Source organism: Ancylobacter sp. IITR112 (assembly GCF_041415945.1).
Lineage (GTDB): Bacteria > Pseudomonadota > Alphaproteobacteria > Rhizobiales > Xanthobacteraceae > Ancylobacter.
In genome coordinates, this window is record NZ_JBGCUS010000001.1 from 1,019,544 (window position 1) to 1,041,662 (window position 22,119).

A 22,119-nucleotide genomic window follows, 5' to 3' on the forward strand; every position below is an offset into this window, starting at 1 on the left:
GTCCTGCCTCATCCGAGCGGGTGGGGCGGCGCGGGCGCGTCGGCGGACGGGCCGAGGCTGTAGTCCTCGCGCAGCAGGCGTTCGCCCTCGCGCGCCATGAGGGCGGCGCGCGCGGGGTCGGTCAGCAGCGTGGCGCAGTGGCGGGCGAACAGCGCGGCATCGTCGGCCACCAGCGCATGCCGCCCGGTCTCGGCCCGCAACCCGCGCAGGGCGTGCGAGGTGGCGACCACGGGCCGGGCATAGTGCCAGGCTTCCAGCACTTTAAGCTTGGTGCCGCCGCCGCCGCGCAGCGGGGCGATCACCGCCGTCGCCTCGGCATAGAGCGGCTCCAGATCAGCGGGCTCGTGGGCATAGATCAGGCCCTTCCGGGCCATGAAACGGCGCAGCGACCCCCTTGCCCGGCCGGCGACGACGACCTGCACCTCCGGCACGAGCCGGCGCAGGCGCGGCAGCACGCCACGGGCGAACCAGAGTACCGCGTCCTCATTGGGGGGATAGAACAGCGCGCCAACGAAAAGCAGCGTGCGCCCCTCCGGCGGGGGCGGGGCGGGGGCGGCGCGCGGGCCGGCGACGAGGCGGTTCGGCGTGGCGCGCACCTCGCCCATGCCCGGCAGCCGGGCAAGGCGGGCGGCGTCTTCGAAGGCGGCGAGGTGAACCACGCGGTAGGCCGGCAGCAAACGCCGCTCCAGGCGGGCATAGCGCCACGCCTGCGCCAGCCCCGCCGCCGCCCGGCGCCAGCGCCCGCGGCGCAGCGCCAGCCCGGCGAGGCTGAGCCGCGTGGCCGATTCCCAGTCGTCGCAGTCCATCTCCGCCACCGCCCGCCAGGCCGGCGGCAGATGCGCGGCGGCATCGTGCAGATAGAAGCGGAAGACCACCAGCCGCGCCGGCACCGGGCCGGGAAGCGCCTGCAACGCCGCGGCGGCGGCCGCGTCCGGCTCGAACCAGTCGGTCAGGCGGCGGCGCTTCAGCGCCGGGCCGGTGCTGCGCACCACGTGCAGCGCGCCGGGCAGCGGCGTGCGTGGCACCGGCACCTCGGCGCCCTGCGTCACCAGCACGATGTCCAGATCATGCGCCGCCGCCAGTTCGCAGGCCCAGCGCCAGCCCCGGCGCATCAGCCCGACGCCATCGGGCGAGGGCAGAATATGCGTCAGCAGCACGGCCCGGCTGCGGGGAGGGGGTGAATCGCTCACGCGCTGCTCGCCCGAAAAAGCCGGCGCAGCCGGTAACTGACCGCCGAAGAGGCGAGGCCGGGTGGCAGATACGGGCGGGCCAGCCGGGCATAGGTCGTATTCGCATGCGCGACATAATCCGGCGTCAGCCGCCGGTGATGAAAGCCGGACATGTCGCGCCGCTCCACCTCCCACCACAGATGCGCCCACAGATGCAGGCTGGTGGCGCCGGGCGGCAGGGTGCGGTTCTCCTCGAACAGGCCGGCGAGGCCGTCGCGGCTCCAGTCGAGGGCGAAGAAGCGGGATTCCGGCTCGACATGGATGAGGTGAGGAAATTCGCGGGCCAGCCGATAGGGCAGGAAGGTGGAGTGGTTGCTCCAGCTTCCGTCAAAGGCGCCCGGCATGCGCGCGATCCAGTGGCGGATGAAGGGCGCGCCGGGCTCGGCCATGATCAGCGCGTTGCACAAAGACCCCTCCGGGGCGGAGGCGGCGGCGCGGTCCACCCGCTCGTGCCCCATGACGCACGAATGGTCGAACAGTTCCGGCGGCGGCGGGGCGAGGAACAGCGTGTCCATATCGGCATAGATGCCGCCCTGCTCGTCGAGCACGCGCAGGCGGATGAAGTCGGACTGATGCGCATAGGCATAGCGCTGTACCTGCGCATCCCGGTATTGCAGCGCGATCCGCCCTTCCGGCTCCGGGATCGGCTGCACCTCGATCTGCGGGCGGATGCGCTCCCAGAGCGGCCCGAAGGGGCGGTTGTGCAGATGGACGATCAGCCGATCCGGCCGGTTCACCTCAAGGCAGGAGGCCAGACACAGATAATGCAGGAGGTGAAAGGGCTCGGTCTGCGGCCGCAGGCCGAAGACGAAATGATAGACATTGGGAATGCGCCGCGCGCGCGCCACGGGGCGGGAGGCGGAGGAGGGGAGTGTCGCGTCCATCACCACGGCTTTTCGTTCCGCCTGCCTCCGGGCGAGGTGAAAGATGAACGGTCGCGGACCGGCGCCATCGGGACGCGCGCCACGCCGGCCGGTCGCCCCGCTCGCGCTGTCGGTTCTGTCTCGATCGCCGTCACGTCGCCCGCGCCTTCCTCTGTCGTCCCCGGCAAAGTCGCTTCGCGTCGTGCTGCCCGCCCGGCTCCCTCCTAGGTGTGACCGCCGGCCCTCGTCAAGATGAGTTGGAGATTAGAGAAGCAATGTTGCCCCCACAGCACGGTGGTAACGCGGCGGCAGACGCCAAATGTCCCAGTTTCGCCTTCAATATTTCAAATTCTTACTGGCATGGACCGGGGTCGTGTGCACGCTCAGGGAGGAAGCCGGCTCTCTATATTACCACTATAGTGTCCGATCATGCCCGATCAGCCATGGCTTCACGTCGGCGGGCAGGCGGCGGGTGGCAAAGACATGGCCGCGAAAAAAGACATGGCTGCGAAAAAAGACATGGCGGTGAAGATGTGGCATGCGCTGCGCAGCGTCTCTTCGCCACCGGGTGGCCTGCCATGACGATCATTGCGCCCGCCGGGCGCCCAACGCTGCGCTATATCGGCCTTGGCGACAGCAGCGGCTATGCGGTGGCCGCGGCCGCGCTGGTGCGGGCGCTGCGCGCGGCCGGCATCGGGCTTGTCTGGGAGCCGCTGCTGCCGGGCGGCGGGCTGGGCCTCGGCTATGCGCCGGCGCTCTCCCCCGAGGCGGGTCCGCAGGATCTCATCGGCCTGCGCGACGACGCGGCGGCGTGCGAGGCCGCCATCATCCATTTCGTGCCGGAATATTACCCGTATTTTCTGGCGCGCGAGCGGCGGCGGGGCACGCGCTGCGTCATCGGCCATACGGTATGGGAGACCGACCGGCTGCCGCGCCACTGGCCGGCGCTGATCAACACGCTCGACGCCGTCATCGTGCCGACCGACTGGAACCGGCAGGTGCTTCGCGACAGCGGCGTCACGATCCCGATCTGGGTGGTGCCGCATCTGCCCCGGCCGGCGCAGAGCGCCACGGACGCGGACCGCGCGCGGCTGTTGAGCCGCCTGCCGCCGCTCGCCGGACGGCGGGTGTTCTACACCGTCGCGACCTGGCTGGAGCGCAAATCCATCGGCCCGCTGGTGGCGGCCTTCGCCGAGGCGTTCCATGCGGAGGACAAGGTGGCGCTGGTGATCAAGACCACGGCGCATGATCTGGAGCGGGTGCGGCGCGATCCCGGGCATGAGGGCGAGGCGGTGCCGGTGCGGCCGCAATTCGAGGCGATGATCGGCCGCGCCGTGCTGCGTCATGGCCGGCTGCCGCCGCCGATCTGCCTGCTCACCGACGATCTGCCCGATGGCGAGATCGCGGCGCTGCACGAACTCGGCGATTGCTATGTCTCGCTGTGCCGCGCCGAAGGCTGGGGCCTCGGCGCCTTCGAGGCCGCCTGCGCCGGGCGGCCGGTGATCATCACCGGCTGGGGCGGGCCGACCGCCTATCTGGCGCCAGAGACCGCCTATTTCGTCGACTGGTCGCTGGCGCCAGTGGTGCCGGGCGAGGCCAATGCGAGCTACACGCCGGACCAGCGCTGGGCCGAGCCGGACATGGCCTCGGCGGTGGCGGCGCTGCGCGCGGTGGCCGGCGATCCCGCCGAAGCGGCGCGGCGGGGCGCGCGGGCAGCGCGGCATATCGAGGAGAGCATCGTGCCGGCGGCGGTGGCGCGCGATCTGCTGACGCGGCTCGCCGACGCCCTCGCGGAGCGGCCGGAGGCGATGCCCCGCGCCGGCGGGATCAGCCGCGCGCTCAGCGCCGCCCGCAAGGCCAGCCGGAAGCTGCTTGCGGCCAGAATGCCGCGCTGACCCGGATAAGGCGGGCGCCGCCGGCGCGGGATCCGGCGTCAGACCTGGCCGAGGTCCTCATAGCTGGCATGCAGCGCCCAGTCGCCGTCGTTGAAGCGGTCGCGGGCGAAATTGTGCTGGTGCCAATAGGGGTAGAGATAGGGCGGGCGGCTCACCAGATTCAGCCGTTCCAGCTCCTCCGCCGTCAGCTCGATATCGACGGCGGCGATGTTGTCGCGGAAATGGGATTCCTCGGTGCCGCCCACCACCAGCGAGGCGATGCCGGGGCGGGACAGCGACCAGGCGATGGAAATCTGCGCCGCCGTGGCGCCGCGCGCGCTGGCGATGTCGTTCAGCACATCGACAATGCGCCACAGCCGCTCGCGGTCGCGGATCGGCGGCTCGTCCCAGCCGGCGGCCTGACGCGAATCGGCCGGGAATTTGTCGCGGCTGAACGCGCCGGAGAGCAGGCCGGCGGCCAGCGGGCTCCACACCATGACGCCGACGCCCTGGTCCACCGCGATCGGCAGGAGTTCATATTCCGCCTCGCGCGCTTCCAGCGTGTAGTGAATCTGCTGGGTGACGAAGCGCGGCAGCCCCTTGGCCTCGGCGATGCCGAGCGCCTTCATGATGTGCCAGCCGGAATAGTTGGAGCAGCCGATATAGCGGATCTTGCCGGCGCGCATCAGCGCGTCGAGCGCCGAGAGCATCTCGTCCAGCGGCGTCAGCCCGTCCCATTCGTGCAGGAAATAGATGTCGATATGGTCGGTGCGCAGGCGCTTCAGGCTGCGTTCGCATTCGCGGATGAGGTGATAGCGCGACACGCCCTCGTCATTCGGCCCGTCGCCGATGCGCATGCGCGCCTTGGAGGAGATGAGCACGCGGTCGCGCCGCCCTTCCAGCACCTCGCCGACGATCTCCTCGGAGCGGCCGAGCGAATACATGTTGGCGGTGTCGATGACATTGATGCCGCCATCGAGGCAGGTGTCGACCAGCCGGCGGGCCTCGGGGACGCCGTGATTGGCGACCATGGCGAAGGCGCCGACCCCGCCAAAGGAGAAGGTGCCCATGCTGAGGGCGGAAACCTTGAGGCCAGAGCGGCCGAGCGTGCGGTATTTCATCAGGGCTCTCTCCCGGAAAGCGCGGTCGCTGGGGTGCGACCTGTCAATGTGGCCGCGACGGCGGCAATGCCGAGTTCGGGACTGGTGAGCACCGTCACCGTCTCCCCGGCGGAAGCGGGCAGGGCGCGGGCCATCGAGGCCTGCGCCAGCACCACCAGCTCGACCTCGGGCGCGAGGGCGTCGAAAGCCTCGCGCACCAGCCGGTCATGGCTGTCGCGGTCGCCGGCGGCGAGATGGGCGAAGGCGCCCTCGCACAGCCGGGCCAGCATCGTGACCTCGCGCCCTGTCGCGGCTGCAGTAGCCTCGATGAGGCGGCCGGTCGGTTCCAGCGTGGTGGGCAGCGTCGCCAGCACGCCGATGCGCCGGGCGCGGCGCACCGCTTCTTCCACCATGCCGCGATCGATGCGGAACAGCGGCACCGGCGTGGACGGCCGCAGCGTGTCCACCGCCTCGCCCAGCGTCGAGCAGGTGACGAGCACCGCGTCGGCATCGTCCGCGAGGTGGCGCACCGCCTCGGCGAGCCGCTCCCGCGTCGCCTCGGTGAGTTCGCCGGCGCGGATGGTTTCCGCCAGCAGGCTCTCATCCACCTTATGGGCGAGGCGCCAGCCCGGCAGCGCCTGTGCCGCCAGTGGCTCCAGCGTCTCGACCAGGGCCGGCACGGTGTGCAGCATGGCGAGCGTCGGCATCGGCTCTCCTCACGCGGTCTGGGCGACGCCGCGGCGGCGCACGGCGCGCGGGGCGGGGCGGGGATCGGCGGGGCCGCGATCGCTGGCGCGGGTGACAAGGCTGGCGCCGACGAGAATCTTCACCGGCCGCTGTGGCTCGGCGGCGTTGATGAGATCGTCGAGAAGAGTGACGGCGAGATTGCCGATCTTGCGCTTCGACACGTCGATCGTGGTCAGCGCCGGCTCCATGGTGGCGCTGAGTGGGAGATTGTCGAAGCCGATCACCGCCACATCCTCGGGGATGCGCAGGCCGAATTCGCGCAGCGCCTTGATGAAGCCATAGGCGATGACATCGTTGGTGCAGAAATAGGCGTCCGCCAGCTCCAGCCCCTCGCCGAGCGCCTTGACGGTATCGACATGGGCGCCGTCAAAGGTGGATTCGACCGAGATTATATGGGCGGGGTCGATGGTGAGACCCAGCCGCGCGGCGTTGCGGTGGAAGGCCGCGCGGCGCAGATGGAAATTCGTCGTCTCCACATGGCTCGCCACGAAGCCGATGCGCGCAAAGCCCTGCTGGCACAGCCGGGCCATCACCTGATGGACCGCGTCCTCATTGTTCATGTTGACGAAATTGGCTTCGACCACATCGTAGAAGGTGTCGATGAACACGATCGGCCGGCCGACGCCCTGCAGCACGCGAATGTCGGATTCCGACATTTCGGTGCCGAGCGCGATGAGGCCGCTGACCGGGGCGACGGCGATCATGTCGGCCACCGCCGTCATGCCCTGGCCTTCATGGCTGACCACTTCCAGCGCATAGCCGCGCCGCGTCGCTTCCGCCGACATGCCGTCGATGTAGTCGGAGATGAACACGCTGTGGTCGCGGTTCACGGTGTGGCCGTGCTTGGCGATCTTGAGGAAGCGGATGGTGCCGGCGGCCTCCGGCCGCGCCTTGGCGAGGCGGGGCACATAGTTGAGCCGGGCGGCGGCCTCCAGGACGCGGGCGCGGGTGAGGCCGGAGATCTCCCCCTTGCCGTTCAGGACAAGGGAGACCGTGGCCGGCGAGACGCCCGCCGCCCCGGCAATGTCCCGAATGGTGAAAGACGTTTTGGCTTTCATGTCCGGCTACGCATCCTTGGAAAGCCCGATATGCACCCGGGGTGCGATTTTTGTTTAGTAAACATTCGGGCTCCTTTTCGAGCGTTAAGCCAAAAACCGCGCAGGTGCAACTGTCTTGCAAAAACGGTGCGGGGCGCCGTGGCGGGGTGGGCTGGGCTGCCTGTCCTTTGTGCGGTGCAAGGCGGCGCCGGGCGGCGCGCAGCGGGGTGCACGGCATCCGTGCGAGGACGGCGCCGCTCGGGAGAATGCGTCAGAAAAGCTGTCCTATAAGGCTTTTGTCGGCGGAGCGTGGGGCGGCGTCGCGGCCGGGCAGGGGTAGGCGATTGCTGCCGCTTTTTTCATCGCGCTCCCCGTGGCGGCAGGGGTGAACGGCGCGCAAAACTGTGCCGGTGGGGCGTCCCGGCGCGCTTGCGCCGCGCAAAAGCCTTTGCTACGAATTTAGTGAAGCTGGTCAGAGTTTACTAAAAGCGCCAGCGCGACTCCGGGAGGAGACCATGCGAGCCACCGGCGGACAGCTGGTCATGCTCATCGCCATCAATGTGGCGGTGCTGGCACTGGGTGCGGCCCTTTCCGGCGGCGCCTTCCTGTCGCCCTTCAATCTCCAGTCCATGGCCGGGCAGTTGCCGGAGATCGGCTTCCTCGCCATCGGCGTCATGCTGGCCATGTGCGCCGGCAATGGCGGCATCGACCTCTCCGGCATCGCTCTCGCCAATCTCTCCGGCGTGGTCTCGGCGGTGGTCGTCGGCTCGTTCCTGTCCAGCGCCGACCAGCCGGCGGCCTATTCGCTCGCCTTCATCGCCGGCGCACTGGTGGTCGGCCTCCTCGGCGGCACGTTCAACGGGCTGCTGATCAGCCGGCTGAACATCACCCCGATCCTGTGCACGCTCGGCACGCAGATGCTGTTCACCGGGCTGGCGGTGGTCGCCTCCGACGGGCGCGCGGTGGCGGTGGGTACGCCGGACCTGCTGGCGGAGATCGGCAATGGCCTGTTTCTCGGCGTGCCGATCAGCTTCCTCATCTTCATCGGTGTCGCCGGTTTCATCGCCGCGCTGCTGAAATTCACTCCCTTCGGGCTGTGGCTGATGCTGATGGGGACCAATCCCAAGGCGGCGCTGTTCGCCGGCTTTCCCAAGACCGGCGTGCTGATCGCCACTTATGCGACCAGCGGCCTGCTCTCCGCCCTCGCCGGCATCATCATCGCCGCCCGCAACGTCAACGTGAAGTGGGATTACGGCACCTCCTACCTGCTCATCGCCATCCTCATCGCGGTCATGGCCGGCGTGCGCCCGGAGGGCGGCTATGGCCGGGTGATCTGCGTGGTGCTGGCGACGATCGCGCTGCAGCTCATGTCCAGCATGCTGAATTTCGCCGGGCTCTCGAATTTCGTCCGCGATTTCGCCTGGGGCGCGCTGCTGCTCACCTTCCTGGCGGTCGGCCGCTACGACGTGGCCGGCCTGCTGATGCCCAACAAGAGCAAACGGCTCGTGTGATGCGACCCCCTCACGCATCGGAACTCGACATGAGGGAAGCAACAACAATGGAGGAAATGATGGGAGCTCTCTCGACCAAAATGCTGCTGGGCTCGGCCATGGCCGTGGCTCTGGTGGCGGGTTCCGCCGGCGCGCTGCTGGCGCAGGACAAGCCGGTGATCGCCACCGTGGTGAAGATCAGCGGCATTCCGTGGTTCGACCGCATGGAAACCGGCGTGAAGCTGTTCCAGAAGGAAAACCCCGACGTGGTCGCCACCCAGTACGGCCCCGCCACCGCCGATGCCGCCCAGCAGCTTCAGATCGTCACCGATCTCGTCGCCAAGGGCGTGAACGGCCTCGCCGTGGTGCCGATGGACCCGTCCGTGCTGGAAGGCACGCTGAAGCGCGCCATGGATCGCGGCATCATCGTCGTCACCCATGAGGCCGACAACCAGAAGAACACCCATGCCGATGTCGAGGCCTTCGACAATGCCGATTACGGCAAGGCGCTGAACGAGCGTCTGGCCCAGTGCATGGGCGGCAAGGGCAAGTGGACCACCTTCGTCGGTTCGCTCGGCAGCCGCACGCATATGCAGTGGGTCGGCGCCGGCGAGGCCAACGCCAAGAACCATCCGGAGATGGTGCTGGTCGACCCGAACAATGAATCGTTCGACGACGCCAACGGCACCTATGAGAAGGCCAAGGAAATCCTGCGCAAGCACCCGGACATCAAGGGCTTCCAGACCTCGGCCGGCAATGACGTGCTCGGCGTCGGCCGCGCCATCGACGAGGCCGGCCTCTCCGGCAAGGTGTGCCTGGTCGGCACCGGCCTGCCGAACCCCTCGGCCGACCTGCTGGAATCCGGCGCCATCACCGCCATCGGCTTCTGGGATCCGCAGAAGGCCGGCATGGCGATGAACTCCGTCGCCAAGAGCCTGATCGCCGGCAAGAAGATCGAGGACGGCGCCAATCTCGGCGTGCCCGGCTATGAGAAGGTGAAGGTCACCAAGGGCCCCGGCGAGGGCGTGCTGATCATCGGCAACGGCATGGTCCTGGCCGACAAGACCAACTACAAGGAATACCTCTTCTGATCCCCTGAAAAAGGCCACCGGAGGCGCCGCGCGCGTCTCCGGCGGCTCTCCCACGCGCCGGCTCGCCGCGCCGTCCATCGAGGAAGGGGTCGCCCGTGTCCCACCTGTCCCACGCCACGTTCTCCCGCGCCCCGGGCGCCGCCTCCGGCGCCTTTCTGGAACTGCGCGGCATCCACAAGCGCTTCGGCGGCGTGCATGCGCTGCGCGGCGTCGGCTTCACGATTCAGCCCGGCGAGGCCTATCATCTGCTGGGCGAGAATGGCTGCGGCAAGAGCACCGTCATCAAGATCATGTCCGGCGCCCATGCCCCGGACGAGGGCGAGATCGTGCTGGAAGGGCGCAGCTTCCGCGCGCTCAACCCGATCCAGTCGCTCGCCGCCGGCATCGAGACCGTCTATCAGGACCTTTCGCTGCTGCCCAACCTCACCGTGGCGGAGAATGTGGCGCTCAATGAGCAGCTCGTCGCCCATGGCGGCCGGCTCGGGCGGCTGTTCGATCGCTCGCGCCTCACGCGCACCGCCGAGGCGGCGCTGGAGGTGGTCGGGCTGCCGACGGCGCCGGCCTATCTCTCCACTATCGTTTCCGACCTGCCGCTGGCGCAGCGCCAGCTGGTCGCCATCGCCCGCGCCATCGCCACACGGGCGAAGATGGTGATCATGGACGAGCCGACCACCTCGCTCACCCGTCGGGAGGTCGACAATCTCATCGCCGTGGTCGAGCGCCTGCGCTCGGAGAATGTCGCGGTGCTGTTCGTCACCCACAAGCTCGACGAGTGCTACCGCATCGGCGGCCACGCCATCGTGTTCCGCGACGGGCAATGCGTGGGGCAGGGGCCGCTCGCCGATTACAGCAAGCACCAGCTCACGGAGATGATGACCGGCCGCCATATTGACGGCGCGCGCTACCGCACCGGCGCGCCGATGGCGGAGGAGCTGTTCGCGGCGGAAGGGCTGGCGCTGCCGCCGAGCCTCGGCCGCGTCAGCTTCAGCCTGCGGCGGGGCGAAATCCTCGGCATTACCGGCCTCGCCGATTCCGGCCGCAACGAACTCGCCACCGCCATTGCCGGCGTCACCCCGGCGGCGGAAGGGCGCATCCGCCTCAATGGCGAGGTGCGGCGCATCGAGCATCCCTCGCAGGCCATCCGCCTCGGCATCGGCTATGTGCCGGAAGACCGGCTGGGCGAGGGGCTGTTCCTCGACAAGTCGATCTTCGAGAACGAGATCGCGCTCGTGGTGCGCGACCTCGCCAATGCTGCCGGCATCGTCGACCGGGCGAAGGGCCGGGCGCTGGCGGACAAGATCTCGCAGGATATGCGGCTGAACACCGGGAATATCGACCTGCCGGTCGGCGCGCTCTCGGGCGGCAACCAGCAGCGCGTGCTGATCGGCCGCTGGCTGTCGATCCTGCCGAAACTGCTGGTGCTGCACGGCCCGACGGTCGGCGTCGATGTCGGCTCCAAGGACACGATCTACAAGGTGATCCAACAGCTTGCCGAAGCCGGCATGGGCCTCGTCATCGTCAGCGACGACCTGCCGGAGCTTCTGCAGAACTGCGACCGCATCCTCGTGATGAGCAATGGCCGCATCGTCGCCGAATGCGACGCCGCCAGCGCCACCGAGGAACAGCTCTATCAGGCCATGCTGGCGTCGCGGCCGCAGCCTTCCGCCTCGCCGGAGACGCTTTCATGACCAGCACGACCCCCACCGATGTCGCGGCGCTGCCCGTCGCCCCGCGCCGCCCGCTGCTGGAACTGGTGCGCCGGCGGCCGGAGGTCATCACCTTCGTGCTGCTGGTGGCGATCTGCGTCGCGGTGGCGATCGCCAATCCCGCCTTCCTTCAGCCCTCCTCGCTGATCGACATCGGCCGTTCCAGCGTGGTGATGGGGCTGTTCGCGCTCGGCGTGTTCATCATCCTGGCGGCGGGCGGCATCGACGTGTCCTTCACCGCCATCGCCGCCTTCACCATGTATTCACTCACCCTTCTGGTGAAGAACCACTTCCCCGACGCGCCGATGGCGCTGATCATCCTCGCGGCGGTGCTCGGCGGGGCGGGGCTCGGCGTGGTCAACGGGCTGCTGGTGCATTATCTGCGCGTGCCGTCGCTGATCGTCACCATCGGCACGCAATATCTGTTTCGCGGCATCCTGCTCGCCTTCATCGGCACGGTGTGGATCATGTCGCTGCCGCCGCAGATGGGCGCGTTCGGCCGCATGCCGCTGCTGCAGTTCGACGCCGCCGACGGGCGCACCATCACCCTGCCGTTCTATTTCCTCGTGCTGCCCATCGCCGCGCTGATCACCTGGTGGATGCTCAACCGCACGCTGATGGGCCGCGCCATCTTCGCGGTCGGCGGCAATGCCAGTGTGGCGGAGCGGCTCGGCTACAATCTGCGGACCATCCACATCTTCCTGTTCGCCTATGCCGGCGGCCTCGCGGGCCTTGCGGGCATCATCCACACCTGCGCCAACCGGCAGGCCAACCCGTTCGATCTGGTGGGCAGCGAGATCAACGTCATCGCCGCCGTCGTGCTGGGCGGCGCGCGCATCACCGGCGGCACCGGCAGCGTGCTCGGCACGCTGCTCGGCGTGCTGCTGGTGGTGGTGGTGAACAGCGTGCTGGTCATGGTCGGCATTCCCTCCACCTGGCAGCGCGTGGTGGTGGGCGGCTTCATCCTGCTGGCCGCTGCCTTCTTCGTGTTCAGCCAGAAGAAGACCTGAAACAGACGCCAAATAATGAGCTCAAGAGGACCGCTATGAAGAAGTTTCTCAACGATCCCGCGCATTTCGTCGACGAGATGCTGGACGGCATCTACCGGGCTCATCCCCAGGTGACCTATGTGAACGACGACAAGCGTTGCCTCGTCGTCGCCGCGCGCAAGCCGGGCAAGGTGGGCATCGCCACCGGCGGCGGCTCCGGCCATCTGCCGCTGTTCCTCGGCTATGTCGGCGACAACATGCTGGACGGCTGCGCGGTGGGCGGCGTGTTCCAGTCGCCCAGCGCCGACCAGATGCACGAGGTGACCAAGTACATCGATCAGGGCGCCGGCGTGCTCTACATCTATGGCAACTACACCGGCGACATCATCAATTTCGACATGGCGGCCGAGCTGGCGGACATTGACGGCATCACGGTGAAGCAGGTCATCGGCAATGACGATGTCGCCTCCTCCGTCGTCGGCGAGGAGCACAAGAGGCGCGGCGTCGCCGGCATCTTCTTCGTCTACAAGGTGGCCGGCGCGGCGGCGGCCAACATGCTCTCGCTCGACGAGGTGACCCGCCTCGCCGACAAGGCGCGGGCGAATGTGCGTACCATCGGCGTCGCGCTGTCGAGCTGCGTGGTGCCGGAAGTGGGCCATGCCACCTTCTCCGTCGGCGAGGACGAGATGGAAATCGGCATGGGCATTCATGGCGAACCCGGCATCGGCCGCACCAAGCTCGCCCCGGCCGATGCGGTGGTCGACGAGATGATGCAGCGCATTTTCGCCGAACTGCCGGCGGGCGAGGGCGACGAGTTCGCCGTGCTGGTGAACGGGCTTGGCGGCACGCCGAAGGAGGAGCTTTACATCCTGTTCCGCCGGGTGTCGCAGCTGTTCGAGGAACGCGGTTCCAAGGTCAAGCATGTGTGGATTGGCGAGTTCGCCACCGCGATGGAAATGGCTGGCGCCTCCATCTCGGTGCTGAAGCTCGACGCGGAACTCGACCCGCTGGTCGCCGCCCCGGTCCACACGCCGTTCTTCTCCCACGTCAAGGCCTGAGGTGCGAGCATGGACGCGATCCGCGCCGACGATCTGATCGGCCTCTTCCAGCGCTGGCGCGACATGTTCGCCGCGCAGCGCGAATTCCTCATCGCGCTCGACGGCAAGGTCGGCGACAGCGATCTCGGCATCACCATGGCGAAGTCCTTCACTGCGGCCGCCGACACGGTGACGGCGGAAGGGGCGGCGGCGGGCCTCACCAAGCTGCTGCGTTCCGCTGGCGCGATCATGGCCAAGACCGCGCCCTCCACCATGGGCACGCTCACCGCCACCGGCTTCCTGCGCGGCGCCAAGGCGCTGGAGGGGGCGGAGGCGATCGGCACTGCTGAGGCGGCGGCGTTCTGGCGCGCCTTCGCCACCGGCATCGCCGAGCGCGGCAAGGCCAGGCTCGGGGACAAGACCATTCTCGACGTGCTGGACCCCGTGGCCGGCGCGCTGGAACAGGCGGCGGCCTCCGGCCTCGCTCTGGCGCCGGCGCTGAAGGCGGCAAGCGACGCGGCCGAGGCGGCGCTGGAGCGCACCAAGACCATGGTGGCGCAGCACGGCAAGGCGGCGGCGTTTCAGGAAAAGACCGTGGGGCTGCAGGATGCCGGCGCCACGGTCGGCGTGCTGCTGGTCGGAACGATGAGCGGGTTCGTGGCGGGCTAAAGCGTTTTCGAGCGAAGTGGATACCGGTTCGCGTGAAGAAAACGCGATAAAACAAAGAATTAGATCATTCATTGTCTTCGTGAAACAGTGAATGATCTAGGCAAAAGCTCCCGGCCGGTGCTGTCAGCCGACCGGGGGCACCACCAGAGCCGGCGGGGCGAGCACGAACTCGTCCAGCACCACCCGCCCGGCGTCGAGACGCGCCCGGCCATCGGCGACCATGCGCAGCGCGGCGGGGTAGATCACATGCTCCTGCGCCAGCACGCGGGCGCCGAGCGTCTCCGGCGTATCCGTGTCCAGCACCGGCACGGCGGCCTGCATGAGGATGGGGCCGACATCCATTTCCGGCGTGACGAAATGCACGGTGCAGCCATGGATGCGCACGCCTTCCGCCAGCGCCCGCTCATGGGTGTGCAGACCCTTGAAGCTCGGCAGCAGGGCAGGGTGGATATTGATCATCCGCCCGGCCCATTTCTCGACGAAGGGCGCGGTGAGCAGCCGCATGAAGCCGGCGAGGCAGACGAGGTCCGCCTGTTCCTCCACCAGCACGGCGTCGAGCGCGGCGTCGAAGGCGGCGCGGTCGGCATGCGCCTTGTGATCGACGATGCGGGTCGGGATGTTGCAGGCCTGCGCGCGGGCGAGGCCGTGCGCGTCCGGGCGGTTGGAAATCACCACCGCGATCTCGGCCGGGAAGTCCGGCGCCGCCGCCGCCTCGATCAGCGACATCATGTTGGAGCCGCGCCCGGAGATGAGGACGGCCACGCGGGGTTTGGTCATGGCGTCGCGCGGCTCAGAGCGGCGTGTCGAGCGCGAGCGTGCCGTCATAGACGGTGTGCGCGGCGCCCTCGCCGGGCTCGATGACGCCGAGATGCACCACCTGCTCGCCGGCATTGGCGAAGGCATCGGCCACCGTCTCCGCGTCTTCCGGCGCGCAGACCACCACCATGCCGATGCCGCAGTTGAAGGCGCGCAGCATCTCCTCCGGCGCCACCTTGCCGACCTGCGCCAGCCAGCGGAACACTGGCGGCACGGGAAGGCCGTCGAGGTCGATGCGCCCGACCGTGTTCTTCGGCAGTACGCGCGGCAGGTTCTCGGTGAGGCCGCCGCCGGTGATGTGGGCCAGCGCCTTGACCTTGGCCGTCGAGCGGATCGCCGCCAGTGCCGACTTCACATAGAGCCGTGTCGGGGTGAGCAGCGCCTCGCCCAGCGCCTTTTCCGGCGCGAAGGGGGCGGGCGCGTCCCAGCCAAGGCCCGAGACCTCGACGATGCGGCGCACCAGCGAATAGCCGTTGGAATGCACGCCCGAGGAGGCGAGGCCGAGCAGCACGTCGCCGGGGCGGACATTCGGGGAGGGCAGCAGCTCGCCGCGCTCCACCGCGCCGACGGAGAAGCCGGCGAGGTCGTAATCGCCCTCGGCATACATGCCCGGCATTTCCGCCGTCTCGCCGCCGATCAGCGCGCAGCCCGATTCCTGGCAGCCCTTGGCGATACCGGCGACGATGGTGGCGCCGACCTCGGGGGCCAGCTTGCCGGTGGCGAAATAGTCGAGGAAGAACAGCGGCTCGGCGCCCTGCACCACCAGATCGTTGACGCACATCGCCACGAGGTCGATGCCGATGGTCTCGTGCCGGCCGGTCTCGATGGCGATCTTCAGCTTGGTGCCGACGCCGTCGGTGGTGGCGACGATGAGCGGGTCCTTGAAACCGGCGGCCTTGGGATCGAACACGCCGCCGAAGCCGCCAATATCCGCATCCGCGCCCGGCCGGCGGGTCGCCTTGACCAGCGGCTTGATGAGATCGACCAGCCGGTTGCCGGCGTCGATGTCGACGCCCGCATCGCGATAGCTAAGGCCTTTTTCCGTACCGGTCATCATGCATCCCCGAACAATGCTGGCGGATTAACCGCTTCTGGCGTGGCGGGCAAGGTGGCGGGCGGCTTTGCCCTCAGCCGCGCCGCCCCGCATGCTCGATGCCGAGCGCGATGAGACCGGCAGTGAGCCCCCAGAAGGCCGAGCCGAGCCCGAACAGCGACAGGCCCGAGGCGGTGACCGCCAGCGTCAGCACCGCGGGAAAGCGCTTGGCGGCATCGCCCATGGCCGCGCCCAGCGCATTGACCAGCGGGCCGAGCAGAGCGAGCCCGGCGAAGGTCGCCACCAGTTCGCGCGGCAGCGCGGCGATCAGCGCCACCGCGCCGGCGCCGCACGCGGCGAGCACGAGATAGGTGAGCGCATAGAACGGCGTCGCCAGCCAGCGCTTGTCCGGGTCGGGATGGGTGTCCGGTCCGGTGCAGATGGAGGCGGTGATGGCGGCGAGGTTGCTGGTGAGTGAACCGATGGGCGCTGTTATCAGCGAGGCGATGCCGGTCGAGGCGAGGATGGAGGGGGCCGGCGGCTTGTAGCCCGCCGCCTGCAGCACGGCGAAGCCCGGCAGGTTCTGCGAAGCCATGGTGACGATATAGAGCGGGATGCCGACGCCGATCAGCGCTTGCAGGTCGAACTGCGGCACGATCAGCTCGACGCTCGGCCACGGCACGCCAGCGGGCAGCGGGCCGACACGGCCGAGCATGAAGGCGAGCGCGATGCCGAGCACCAGCACCGCCAGCACCGCGCCGAAGGGCGAGATGCGCCGCGCCACCAGGAACAGCAGCACCAGCGGCAGCACCAGCAGCGGGTCGGTCTGGCCGGCGGTGAACACGCCGGTGCAGAAGCGGAACAGCACCCCCGCCAGCATGGCGGCGGCGATCGCCACCGGCAGGCGCTGCACCAGTTCGCCCAGCGGCTTGACCGCGGCGGTGACGAGGATCAGCAACCCGGCAACGACGAAGGCGCCGACCGCCGGCTCGATGGTGAGGCCGTGCGAGGCGGCGATCAGCGCCGCGCCGGGCGTGGTCCAGGCGGTGATGATCGGCATGCGGTGGCGCCAGCCGAGCCAGGCGGAGGTGAACGCCATGGACAGGCACAGGCCGATGACGCCCGAGGTGATCTGCCCCGGCGTTGCTCCCAGCGCCTGCGCCGCCGCCACGATGAGGGTGAGCGTGCCGCCGAAGCCGACAAGCGCGGCGACGATGCCTGAGGTGACGAGCGAAGAACGCATGGGATCATCCGAACGCTGCGCCGGGCCGGCGCGACGCTGCCTTTTGGCATGCGGGGCCGGCGCCGTCATCAGGTGGCGCTCACGCCGGCGAAAGCTGCCCTAGCGGAATGAATTCCGGGGAGGCATCCCCGGCTGGTGCCCCGTTCCAGTCCCCGAGCCAGCGCTCCACCTTGAGCCCGGCCTCAGCGATCCGCTGTTCCAGCGTTGCGCGCGGCGTGAAGCGGATGCGGCTCTGTGCGCTTAGCGTGCGTCCGTCCGCCAGCCGGTAATAGGTGCCATAGGTGACGATGCCCGAGGCGTCGTCATGCGTACCGCTGTTCCAGGCTTCCACCCTTCCATGGGCGGGGTGGTCGACAAAGCGTCGCGAATTGTGTGGCTGCCATTCCTCCCATTCGCGCCTGGCCGGGTTGCGGCTGTCGAAGACAAAGCGCCCGCCCGGCGCCAGATGCGCCGCGATGGTGGCGAGGGCGGCATGCTGGTCGTCATCGGTGAGGAAGACCTGGAAGGCGTGCCCGGTCAGCACGATGAGATCGAAAAGCTGCCCGAGGCGCAGCGTGCGGGCATCCGCCTCGATCCATTCGGCGCCGCTCGCGCCCGGGCGGGCACGCGCCACGTCCAGCATCGCACCCGCCGGATCGACCCCGACGCGGACCGGGTTGGCGAGGGACGCCAGCAGCGCGCCCGTGCCGCAGCCGAGATCGAGCACGGAACGTGCGCCGCGCGCGAGGTCGGCGCAGAAGGCATGGTCGGCGCCGCCGTCATTCTCGGCATCGTAGAAGGCGACCAGCGACGCATCGGTATAGAGCGGGTCTTGCACCATCCGGTCTTCCTCCCTGGAACGTTCCGCCTTCTGCCACGCCGCCGCCGCCAAGGCCACGATTGCCCTGGGGAAAGCGGCTGTGAATGGCGGGGGAGAGGCGCCGTCCTGCGGGTTGTGCGTCGCACGCACGCCGTTTTCCTGTATCTATAAGGACAACGCGCCGGAAGGCGCACGGCGCGGGCGAGAGGCGGTGGACGAATGGCGTGGCACAAGCAGGTGACGTTCTGGCTGACCATGCTCGGCCTGTTCATCGCGGCGGCATGGCTGCTGTCGAGCGTGCTCCTGCCCTTTGTCGCCGGCCTGGCGCTCGCCTATTTCCTCAACCCGGTGACGACCTGGCTGCAGCGCCGGGGCATCAACCGGCTGGTGGCCTCGCTGGCGACGATCACCCTCACTTTGCTGCTCGCCATATTGCTCATGCTGCTGGTGCTGCCGATCTTCGGCTCGCAGCTTGCCGCCTTCATCGAGCGGCTGCCGGACTATATCGGCAAGCTGCAGAATCTGCTGACCGGAGAGGGCGAGCGCGCCGCGTGGCTGCGCGACTTCGTCGGCGACCGGCTGCCCAGCATCCAGTCCGGGTTGAACGAGCTGGTGTCGCAGGGCGCCTCCTACATGCTCACCCTGATCCAGGGGCTGTGGACCGGCGGGCAGGCGCTGCTCTCGGTGTTCTCGCTGCTGGTCATCACGCCGGTGGTGGCGTTCTACATCCTCAATGACTGGTACAGCATGGTGGACAAGGTGGATTCGTGGCTGCCGGTGCGCCACCGCGCCACCATCCGCAGCATTGCCGGGCAGATGGACGGCGCCATCGCCGGCTTCGTGCGCGGCCAGTCGCTGGTGTGCCTGATCCTCGGCAGCTTCTATGCCGTCAGCCTCACCATGACCGGGCTGAATTTCGGCTTCGTCATCGGCTTCGTCTCCGGCATCATCAGCTTCATCCCCTATGTCGGCTCGCTGACCGGGCTGGTGCTCGCCGCCGGCGTCGCCATCGTCCAGTTCTTCCCGGACTATACGATGATCGCCATCGTCATCGGCATCTTCGTCTTCGGCCAGTTCGTCGAGGGCTATATCCTCTCGCCCAAGCTGGTCGGCGACAGTGTCGGCCTGCATCCCGTATGGCTGATGTTCGCGCTGCTGGCCTTCGGCTATATGCTCGGCTTCCTCGGCCTGCTGCTGGCGGTGCCGCTGGCGGCGGCGGTGGGGGTGCTGGTGCGCTTCGCCATCAACCAGTATCTGGAGAGCCCGCTCTATACCGGAGAGGGCGAAGACGAACGGCTCAGCGCCCCCGCGCCGATTCCCTACCTGCCCGACAGCCGGATGCGCTGAGCATGGGCGCCCGCCAGCTCGCCCTCGACCTGCCCCATGCCGACAGCCGCTCGCGGGACGATTTCCTGCCCGGCCTCGCCAATGAGGCGGCGCTGGCGCTGATCGATTCCTGGCCGGACTGGCCGGGGCGCAGCGTCGCGCTGGTCGGGCCGGAAGGCTCGGGCAAGTCGCATCTCGCCGCCATCTTCGCCGAGGCCTCCGGCGCGCCCATCGTGCCGGCGGCGGCGCTCGACATCGCCGCCGTGCCCGGCCTCATCGGCGGCGGTGCGCTGGTGGTGGAGGATCTCGGCACCGGGAAGGTGCCGGAAGCCGCGCTGTTCCATCTGCTCAACCTCGTGGGCGAACAGAGAGCGAGCCTGCTCATCACCTCGGCCCGGCTGCCGGCGGCGCTGGCGGAAACGCTGGCCACCGCCGACCTCGCTTCGCGGCTGCGGGCGCTGCCGGTGGTGCGGCTCGGCGCACCGGACGAGGAATTGCTGGCGGCGGTGGCGGTGAAGCTGTTCGCCGACCGGCAGATCGTGCCCGACGAGGCGCTGCTCGCCTATCTGCTGCCGCGTGTCGAGCGCTCCATCGCCGGGCTGCGCGACGTGGTCGCCGACCTCGATCGCGAGGCGCTGGCGCGCAAGCGCCCGCTGACCCGCGCGCTCGCCGCCGCGCTGCTGCGGGAGCGGGGCGAGAGCCGCGACGACGCCGAGCCGGCCGCCGGCCTCCCCTTCAACGACTTCACCACGGGTTAATACGGACATGTCATCCAGCCGTCATGTTGCCCGGCGACCTTCGCGCCGAACGAAGCGGACCCCCCGCCAAGAGGATGGAGTTACCACGGTGAGCGAGACGGAAATGCCGGCGGAACAGCCTGTCGAACTGACCGAAATGCCCATCCAGCCGACGGTACCGCCGCGCCCGCTGGAGGACGAACTGATGAAGTCGCCCGAGCGCTTCATCAACCGCGAACTCTCCTGGCTCGAATTCAACCGCCGGGTGCTGGAGGAAGCCGCCAATACCGAGCACCCGATGCTGGAGCAGCTCCGCTTCCTCTCCATCTCGGCCAATAATCTCGACGAATTCTTCATGGTCCGCGTCGCCGGCCTGAAGGAGCAGGTGCGCGAGAGCTACACCGTGCGCAGCCCGGACGGGCTGAACCCGCTGGAACAGCTTACCCGCATCGGCGCGGCGGCGGCTCAGCTTGCCGCCGACCAGCAGGCGCGCTGGCGCGAACTGCGCCAGTCGCTGATCGGCTGCGGCATCGTGCTGGTCGACGGCGCGGATGTGGAGCGGGCGGACCGGGCGGTGCTCGACGATTTCTTCCTCGCCCATGTGTTCCCGGTGCTCACCCCGCTCGCCATCGACCCGGCGCATCCCTTCCCCTTCATCCCCAATCTCGGCTTCTCGCTGGCGCTGCAGCTCTCCCGCATCACTGACGGGCGGGCGATGAACGCGCTGATCCGCGTGCCGGCCAAGGTCGACCGCTTCATCCGCCTGCCGGACGGCGAGGGCGGGGTGCAGCGTTTCATCACCCTCGAACAGATGATCGGCCTGTTCATCGGCCGCCTGTTCCCCGGCTATCAGGTGAAGGGCCAGGGCGGCTTCCGCGTCATCCGCGACAGCGACCTCGAAGTGGAGGAAGAGGCCGAGGACCTGATGCGCCAGTTCGAGACGGCGCTGAAGCGCCGCCGGCTGGGGCAGGTGATCCGGCTGGAAATCGACGCCGCCATGCCGGAGGAGCTGCGCCTCTTCGTCGCCCGCGAGCTTGGCGTCGCCGGGGACGAGATCTTCCTCGTCGACGGCGTGCTGGCGCTGAACGAGTTCAGCCAGCTTGTCGGCGTCGACCGGCCGGACCTCAAGTTCAAGCCGTATAATCCGCGCTTCCCCGAGCGCATCCGCGACCATGCCGGCGACTGCTTCGCCGCCATTCGCGAGAAGGATCTGGTGGTTCACCACCCCTATGAATCCTTCGACGTGGTGGTGCAGTTCCTGCGCCAGGCGGCGCGCGACCCGAATGTCGTCGCCATCAAGCAGACGCTCTACCGCACCTCCTCCGACAGCCCCATCGTCAAGGCGCTGGCCGAGGCGGCGGAAGCCGGCAAGTCGGTGACGGCGCTGGTCGAACTCAAGGCGCGCTTCGACGAGGAAGCCAATATACGCTGGGCGCGCGATCTGGAACGGGCCGGCGTGCAGGTGGTGTTCGGCTTCCTGGAGCTGAAGACCCACGCCAAGCTGTCGCTGGTGGTGCGCCGCGAAAGCGGCACGCTGGCGAGCTACTGCCATGTCGGCACGGGCAATTATCACCCGATCACCGCCCGCATCTACACCGACCTGTCCTTCTTCACCGCCGACCCGGCGATCGGCCGCGACGTGGCGCGCATCTTCAACTTCATCACCGGCTATGCCGAGCCGGTGGGGCTGGAAGCGCTGGCCATCGCGCCGCTGACGCTGAAGAAGACCATTCTCGACCATATTGACGGCGAGGTGGAATTCGCCAAGGCCGGCAAGCCGGCGGCGATCTGGCTGAAGATGAACTCGCTGGTCGATCCGATGGTGATCGACGCGCTCTACCGCGCCAGCCAGGCCGGGGTGCCGATCGACATCGTCGTGCGCGGCATCTGCTGCCTGCGTCCGGGCGTGCCGGGCCTCTCCGAGAATATCCGCGTCAAGTCCATCGTCGGCCGCTTCCTGGAGCATGAGCGCATCTACTGCTTCGGCAATGGCCACGGCCTGCCGCACGCCCAGTCCGCCGTCTACATCTCCTCGGCCGACCTGATGCCGCGCAATCTCGACCGCCGGGTGGAATCGCTCTGCCCGATCACCAATGCGACGGTGCACATGCAGATTCTCGACCAGATCATGGTCGCCAATCTGCAGGACAACCAGCAGAGCTGGCGCGTGATGCCGGACGGCACCTCGCAGCGCATCCTGCCCGGCGAGGGCGAGGAAAGGTTCAACGCGCAGCAGTATTTCATGACCAATCCAAGCCTGTCGGGACGGGGCAAGTCGCTGAAGGATTCCTCGCCGCGCAACCTCCTGCGCCGACGGGAGCGGAATTGAGCGC

Annotated in this window: 20 protein-coding genes; 11 read left to right on the forward strand and 9 right to left on the reverse strand. The window is 68.6% G+C overall.

What is annotated here, in order from left to right:
* Nucleotides 1-8: 8 nt before the first annotated feature.
* Both AAC979_RS04635 and AAC979_RS04640 read right to left on the reverse strand, forming a co-directional pair.
* Nucleotides 9-1,190, reverse strand: a complete 1,182-nt coding sequence (locus AAC979_RS04635; RefSeq protein WP_371345667.1) for a glycosyltransferase family 4 protein — start codon at nt 1,188-1,190, stop codon at nt 9-11.
* Nucleotides 1,187-2,113 carry a glycosyltransferase gene (locus AAC979_RS04640; protein ID WP_371345669.1) on the reverse strand — a complete coding sequence of 309 codons (927 nt, stop codon included), beginning with the start codon at nt 2,111-2,113 and terminating at the stop codon, nt 1,187-1,189. Before AAC979_RS04640 ends, AAC979_RS04635 begins: the two co-directional genes overlap by 4 nt.
* A 408-nt stretch (nt 2,114-2,521) precedes the next feature.
* Between AAC979_RS04640 and AAC979_RS04645 the strand changes: the two genes are divergently transcribed.
* Entirely contained in the window at nt 2,522-2,674 is a 153-nt protein-coding gene (locus AAC979_RS04645) for a hypothetical protein (RefSeq protein ID WP_371345670.1), read from the forward strand.
* The gene (locus AAC979_RS04650) at nt 2,671-3,987 is read left to right on the forward strand and encodes a glycosyltransferase (RefSeq protein WP_371345672.1); all 1,317 of its coding nucleotides are present in this window, start codon (nt 2,671-2,673) and stop codon (nt 3,985-3,987) included. Before AAC979_RS04645 ends, AAC979_RS04650 begins: the two co-directional genes overlap by 4 nt.
* A gap of 38 nt (nt 3,988-4,025) precedes the next feature.
* Here AAC979_RS04650 and AAC979_RS04655 read toward each other — a convergent pair whose 3' ends face one another.
* The 3 genes from AAC979_RS04655 to AAC979_RS04665 are packed head-to-tail and all read right to left on the reverse strand — an operon-like array spanning nt 4,026 to nt 6,871.
* Nucleotides 4,026-5,087, reverse strand: coding sequence for an aldo/keto reductase (locus tag AAC979_RS04655; protein WP_371345673.1), 1,062 nt, complete (start codon nt 5,085-5,087; stop codon nt 4,026-4,028).
* A complete protein-coding gene (locus AAC979_RS04660) occupies nt 5,087-5,773 on the reverse strand; it encodes an aspartate/glutamate racemase family protein (RefSeq protein ID WP_371345675.1) in 687 nt (228 codons plus the stop codon). Before AAC979_RS04660 ends, AAC979_RS04655 begins: the two co-directional genes overlap by 1 nt.
* Nucleotides 5,774-5,782: 9 nt before the next feature.
* On the reverse strand, nt 5,783-6,871 hold the full coding sequence (locus tag AAC979_RS04665) for a LacI family DNA-binding transcriptional regulator (protein ID WP_371345677.1): 1,089 nt from the start codon (nt 6,869-6,871) through the stop codon (nt 5,783-5,785).
* A 494-nt stretch (nt 6,872-7,365) separates the two neighbouring features.
* Here AAC979_RS04665 and AAC979_RS04670 point away from each other — a divergent pair, with 494 nt between their 5' ends.
* The 6 genes from AAC979_RS04670 (at nt 7,366) to AAC979_RS04695 (ending at nt 13,832) form a co-directional block, all read left to right on the forward strand.
* The gene (locus AAC979_RS04670) at nt 7,366-8,361 is read left to right on the forward strand and encodes an ABC transporter permease (RefSeq protein WP_371345678.1); all 996 of its coding nucleotides are present in this window, start codon (nt 7,366-7,368) and stop codon (nt 8,359-8,361) included.
* A gap of 80 nt (nt 8,362-8,441) precedes the next feature.
* The gene (locus tag AAC979_RS04675) at nt 8,442-9,431 is read left to right on the forward strand and encodes a substrate-binding domain-containing protein (protein ID WP_371348998.1); all 990 of its coding nucleotides are present in this window, start codon (nt 8,442-8,444) and stop codon (nt 9,429-9,431) included.
* A 95-nt stretch (nt 9,432-9,526) separates the two neighbouring features.
* The gene (locus tag AAC979_RS04680) at nt 9,527-11,119 is read left to right on the forward strand and encodes a sugar ABC transporter ATP-binding protein (protein WP_371345680.1); all 1,593 of its coding nucleotides are present in this window, start codon (nt 9,527-9,529) and stop codon (nt 11,117-11,119) included.
* Entirely contained in the window at nt 11,116-12,147 is a 1,032-nt protein-coding gene (locus AAC979_RS04685) for an ABC transporter permease (protein ID WP_371345682.1), read from the forward strand. Before AAC979_RS04680 ends, AAC979_RS04685 begins: the two co-directional genes overlap by 4 nt.
* 35 nt (nt 12,148-12,182) lie before the next feature.
* A complete protein-coding gene (locus AAC979_RS04690; RefSeq protein ID WP_371345683.1) occupies nt 12,183-13,184 on the forward strand; it encodes a dihydroxyacetone kinase subunit DhaK in 1,002 nt (333 codons plus the stop codon).
* Nucleotides 13,185-13,193: 9 nt separating this feature from the next.
* The gene (locus AAC979_RS04695) at nt 13,194-13,832 is read left to right on the forward strand and encodes a dihydroxyacetone kinase family protein (protein WP_371345685.1); all 639 of its coding nucleotides are present in this window, start codon (nt 13,194-13,196) and stop codon (nt 13,830-13,832) included.
* 123 nt (nt 13,833-13,955) lie between these two features.
* On the opposite strand, the gene purN is transcribed toward AAC979_RS04695, so the two are convergent.
* From purN to AAC979_RS04715, 4 genes are all read right to left on the reverse strand, one after another.
* Nucleotides 13,956-14,609 carry a phosphoribosylglycinamide formyltransferase gene (purN, locus tag AAC979_RS04700; RefSeq protein ID WP_371345686.1) on the reverse strand — a complete coding sequence of 218 codons (654 nt, stop codon included), beginning with the start codon at nt 14,607-14,609 and terminating at the stop codon, nt 13,956-13,958.
* Between the two features lie 13 nt (nt 14,610-14,622).
* The gene (gene purM, locus AAC979_RS04705; RefSeq protein ID WP_371345688.1) at nt 14,623-15,705 is read right to left on the reverse strand and encodes a phosphoribosylformylglycinamidine cyclo-ligase; all 1,083 of its coding nucleotides are present in this window, start codon (nt 15,703-15,705) and stop codon (nt 14,623-14,625) included.
* 70 nt (nt 15,706-15,775) lie between these two features.
* Complete coding sequence (locus AAC979_RS04710) at nt 15,776-16,924, reverse strand: benzoate/H(+) symporter BenE family transporter (protein WP_371345690.1); 1,149 nt, start codon at nt 16,922-16,924, stop codon at nt 15,776-15,778.
* 79 nt (nt 16,925-17,003) lie between these two features.
* Nucleotides 17,004-17,741, reverse strand: coding sequence for a trans-aconitate 2-methyltransferase (locus tag AAC979_RS04715; protein ID WP_371348999.1), 738 nt, complete (start codon nt 17,739-17,741; stop codon nt 17,004-17,006).
* Nucleotides 17,742-17,942: 201 nt separating this feature from the next.
* Here AAC979_RS04715 and AAC979_RS04720 point away from each other — a divergent pair, with 201 nt between their 5' ends.
* The 3 genes from AAC979_RS04720 to AAC979_RS04730 all read left to right on the forward strand — a co-directional run bounded on the left by AAC979_RS04720 (nt 17,943) and on the right by AAC979_RS04730 (nt 22,115).
* Entirely contained in the window at nt 17,943-19,070 is a 1,128-nt protein-coding gene (locus tag AAC979_RS04720; RefSeq protein WP_371345692.1) for an AI-2E family transporter, read from the forward strand.
* A gap of 2 nt (nt 19,071-19,072) precedes the next feature.
* Nucleotides 19,073-19,807: a chromosomal replication initiator DnaA gene (locus tag AAC979_RS04725; RefSeq protein ID WP_371345693.1), complete on the forward strand. Its 735-nt coding sequence runs from the start codon at nt 19,073-19,075 to the stop codon at nt 19,805-19,807.
* Between the two features lie 103 nt (nt 19,808-19,910).
* Entirely contained in the window at nt 19,911-22,115 is a 2,205-nt protein-coding gene (locus tag AAC979_RS04730) for an RNA degradosome polyphosphate kinase (RefSeq protein WP_371349000.1), read from the forward strand.
* Nucleotides 22,116-22,119 lie beyond the last annotated feature (4 nt).

Coding starts and splice junctions, on each gene's coding strand:
- AAC979_RS04655 (WP_371345673.1), bottom strand. CDS start 5,087: ATGAAATACCGCACGCTCGGCCGCTCTGGCCTCAAGGTTTCCGCCCTC.
- AAC979_RS04690 (WP_371345683.1), top strand. CDS start 12,183: ATGAAGAAGTTTCTCAACGATCCCGCGCATTTCGTCGACGAGATGCTG.
- AAC979_RS04645 (WP_371345670.1), top strand. CDS start 2,522: ATGCCCGATCAGCCATGGCTTCACGTCGGCGGGCAGGCGGCGGGTGGC.
- purN (WP_371345686.1), bottom strand. CDS start 14,609: ATGACCAAACCCCGCGTGGCCGTCCTCATCTCCGGGCGCGGCTCCAAC.
- AAC979_RS04695 (WP_371345685.1), top strand. CDS start 13,194: ATGGACGCGATCCGCGCCGACGATCTGATCGGCCTCTTCCAGCGCTGG.
- AAC979_RS04660 (WP_371345675.1), bottom strand. CDS start 5,773: ATGCCGACGCTCGCCATGCTGCACACCGTGCCGGCCCTGGTCGAGACG.
- AAC979_RS04725 (WP_371345693.1), top strand. CDS start 19,073: ATGGGCGCCCGCCAGCTCGCCCTCGACCTGCCCCATGCCGACAGCCGC.
- AAC979_RS04640 (WP_371345669.1), bottom strand. CDS start 2,113: ATGGACGCGACACTCCCCTCCTCCGCCTCCCGCCCCGTGGCGCGCGCG.
- AAC979_RS04710 (WP_371345690.1), bottom strand. CDS start 16,924: ATGCGTTCTTCGCTCGTCACCTCAGGCATCGTCGCCGCGCTTGTCGGC.
- AAC979_RS04720 (WP_371345692.1), top strand. CDS start 17,943: ATGGCGTGGCACAAGCAGGTGACGTTCTGGCTGACCATGCTCGGCCTG.
- purM (WP_371345688.1), bottom strand. CDS start 15,705: ATGATGACCGGTACGGAAAAAGGCCTTAGCTATCGCGATGCGGGCGTC.
- AAC979_RS04650 (WP_371345672.1), top strand. CDS start 2,671: ATGACGATCATTGCGCCCGCCGGGCGCCCAACGCTGCGCTATATCGGC.
- AAC979_RS04670 (WP_371345678.1), top strand. CDS start 7,366: ATGCGAGCCACCGGCGGACAGCTGGTCATGCTCATCGCCATCAATGTG.
- AAC979_RS04665 (WP_371345677.1), bottom strand. CDS start 6,871: ATGAAAGCCAAAACGTCTTTCACCATTCGGGACATTGCCGGGGCGGCG.
- AAC979_RS04685 (WP_371345682.1), top strand. CDS start 11,116: ATGACCAGCACGACCCCCACCGATGTCGCGGCGCTGCCCGTCGCCCCG.
- AAC979_RS04730 (WP_371349000.1), top strand. CDS start 19,911: ATGCCGGCGGAACAGCCTGTCGAACTGACCGAAATGCCCATCCAGCCG.
- AAC979_RS04675 (WP_371348998.1), top strand. CDS start 8,442: ATGCTGCTGGGCTCGGCCATGGCCGTGGCTCTGGTGGCGGGTTCCGCC.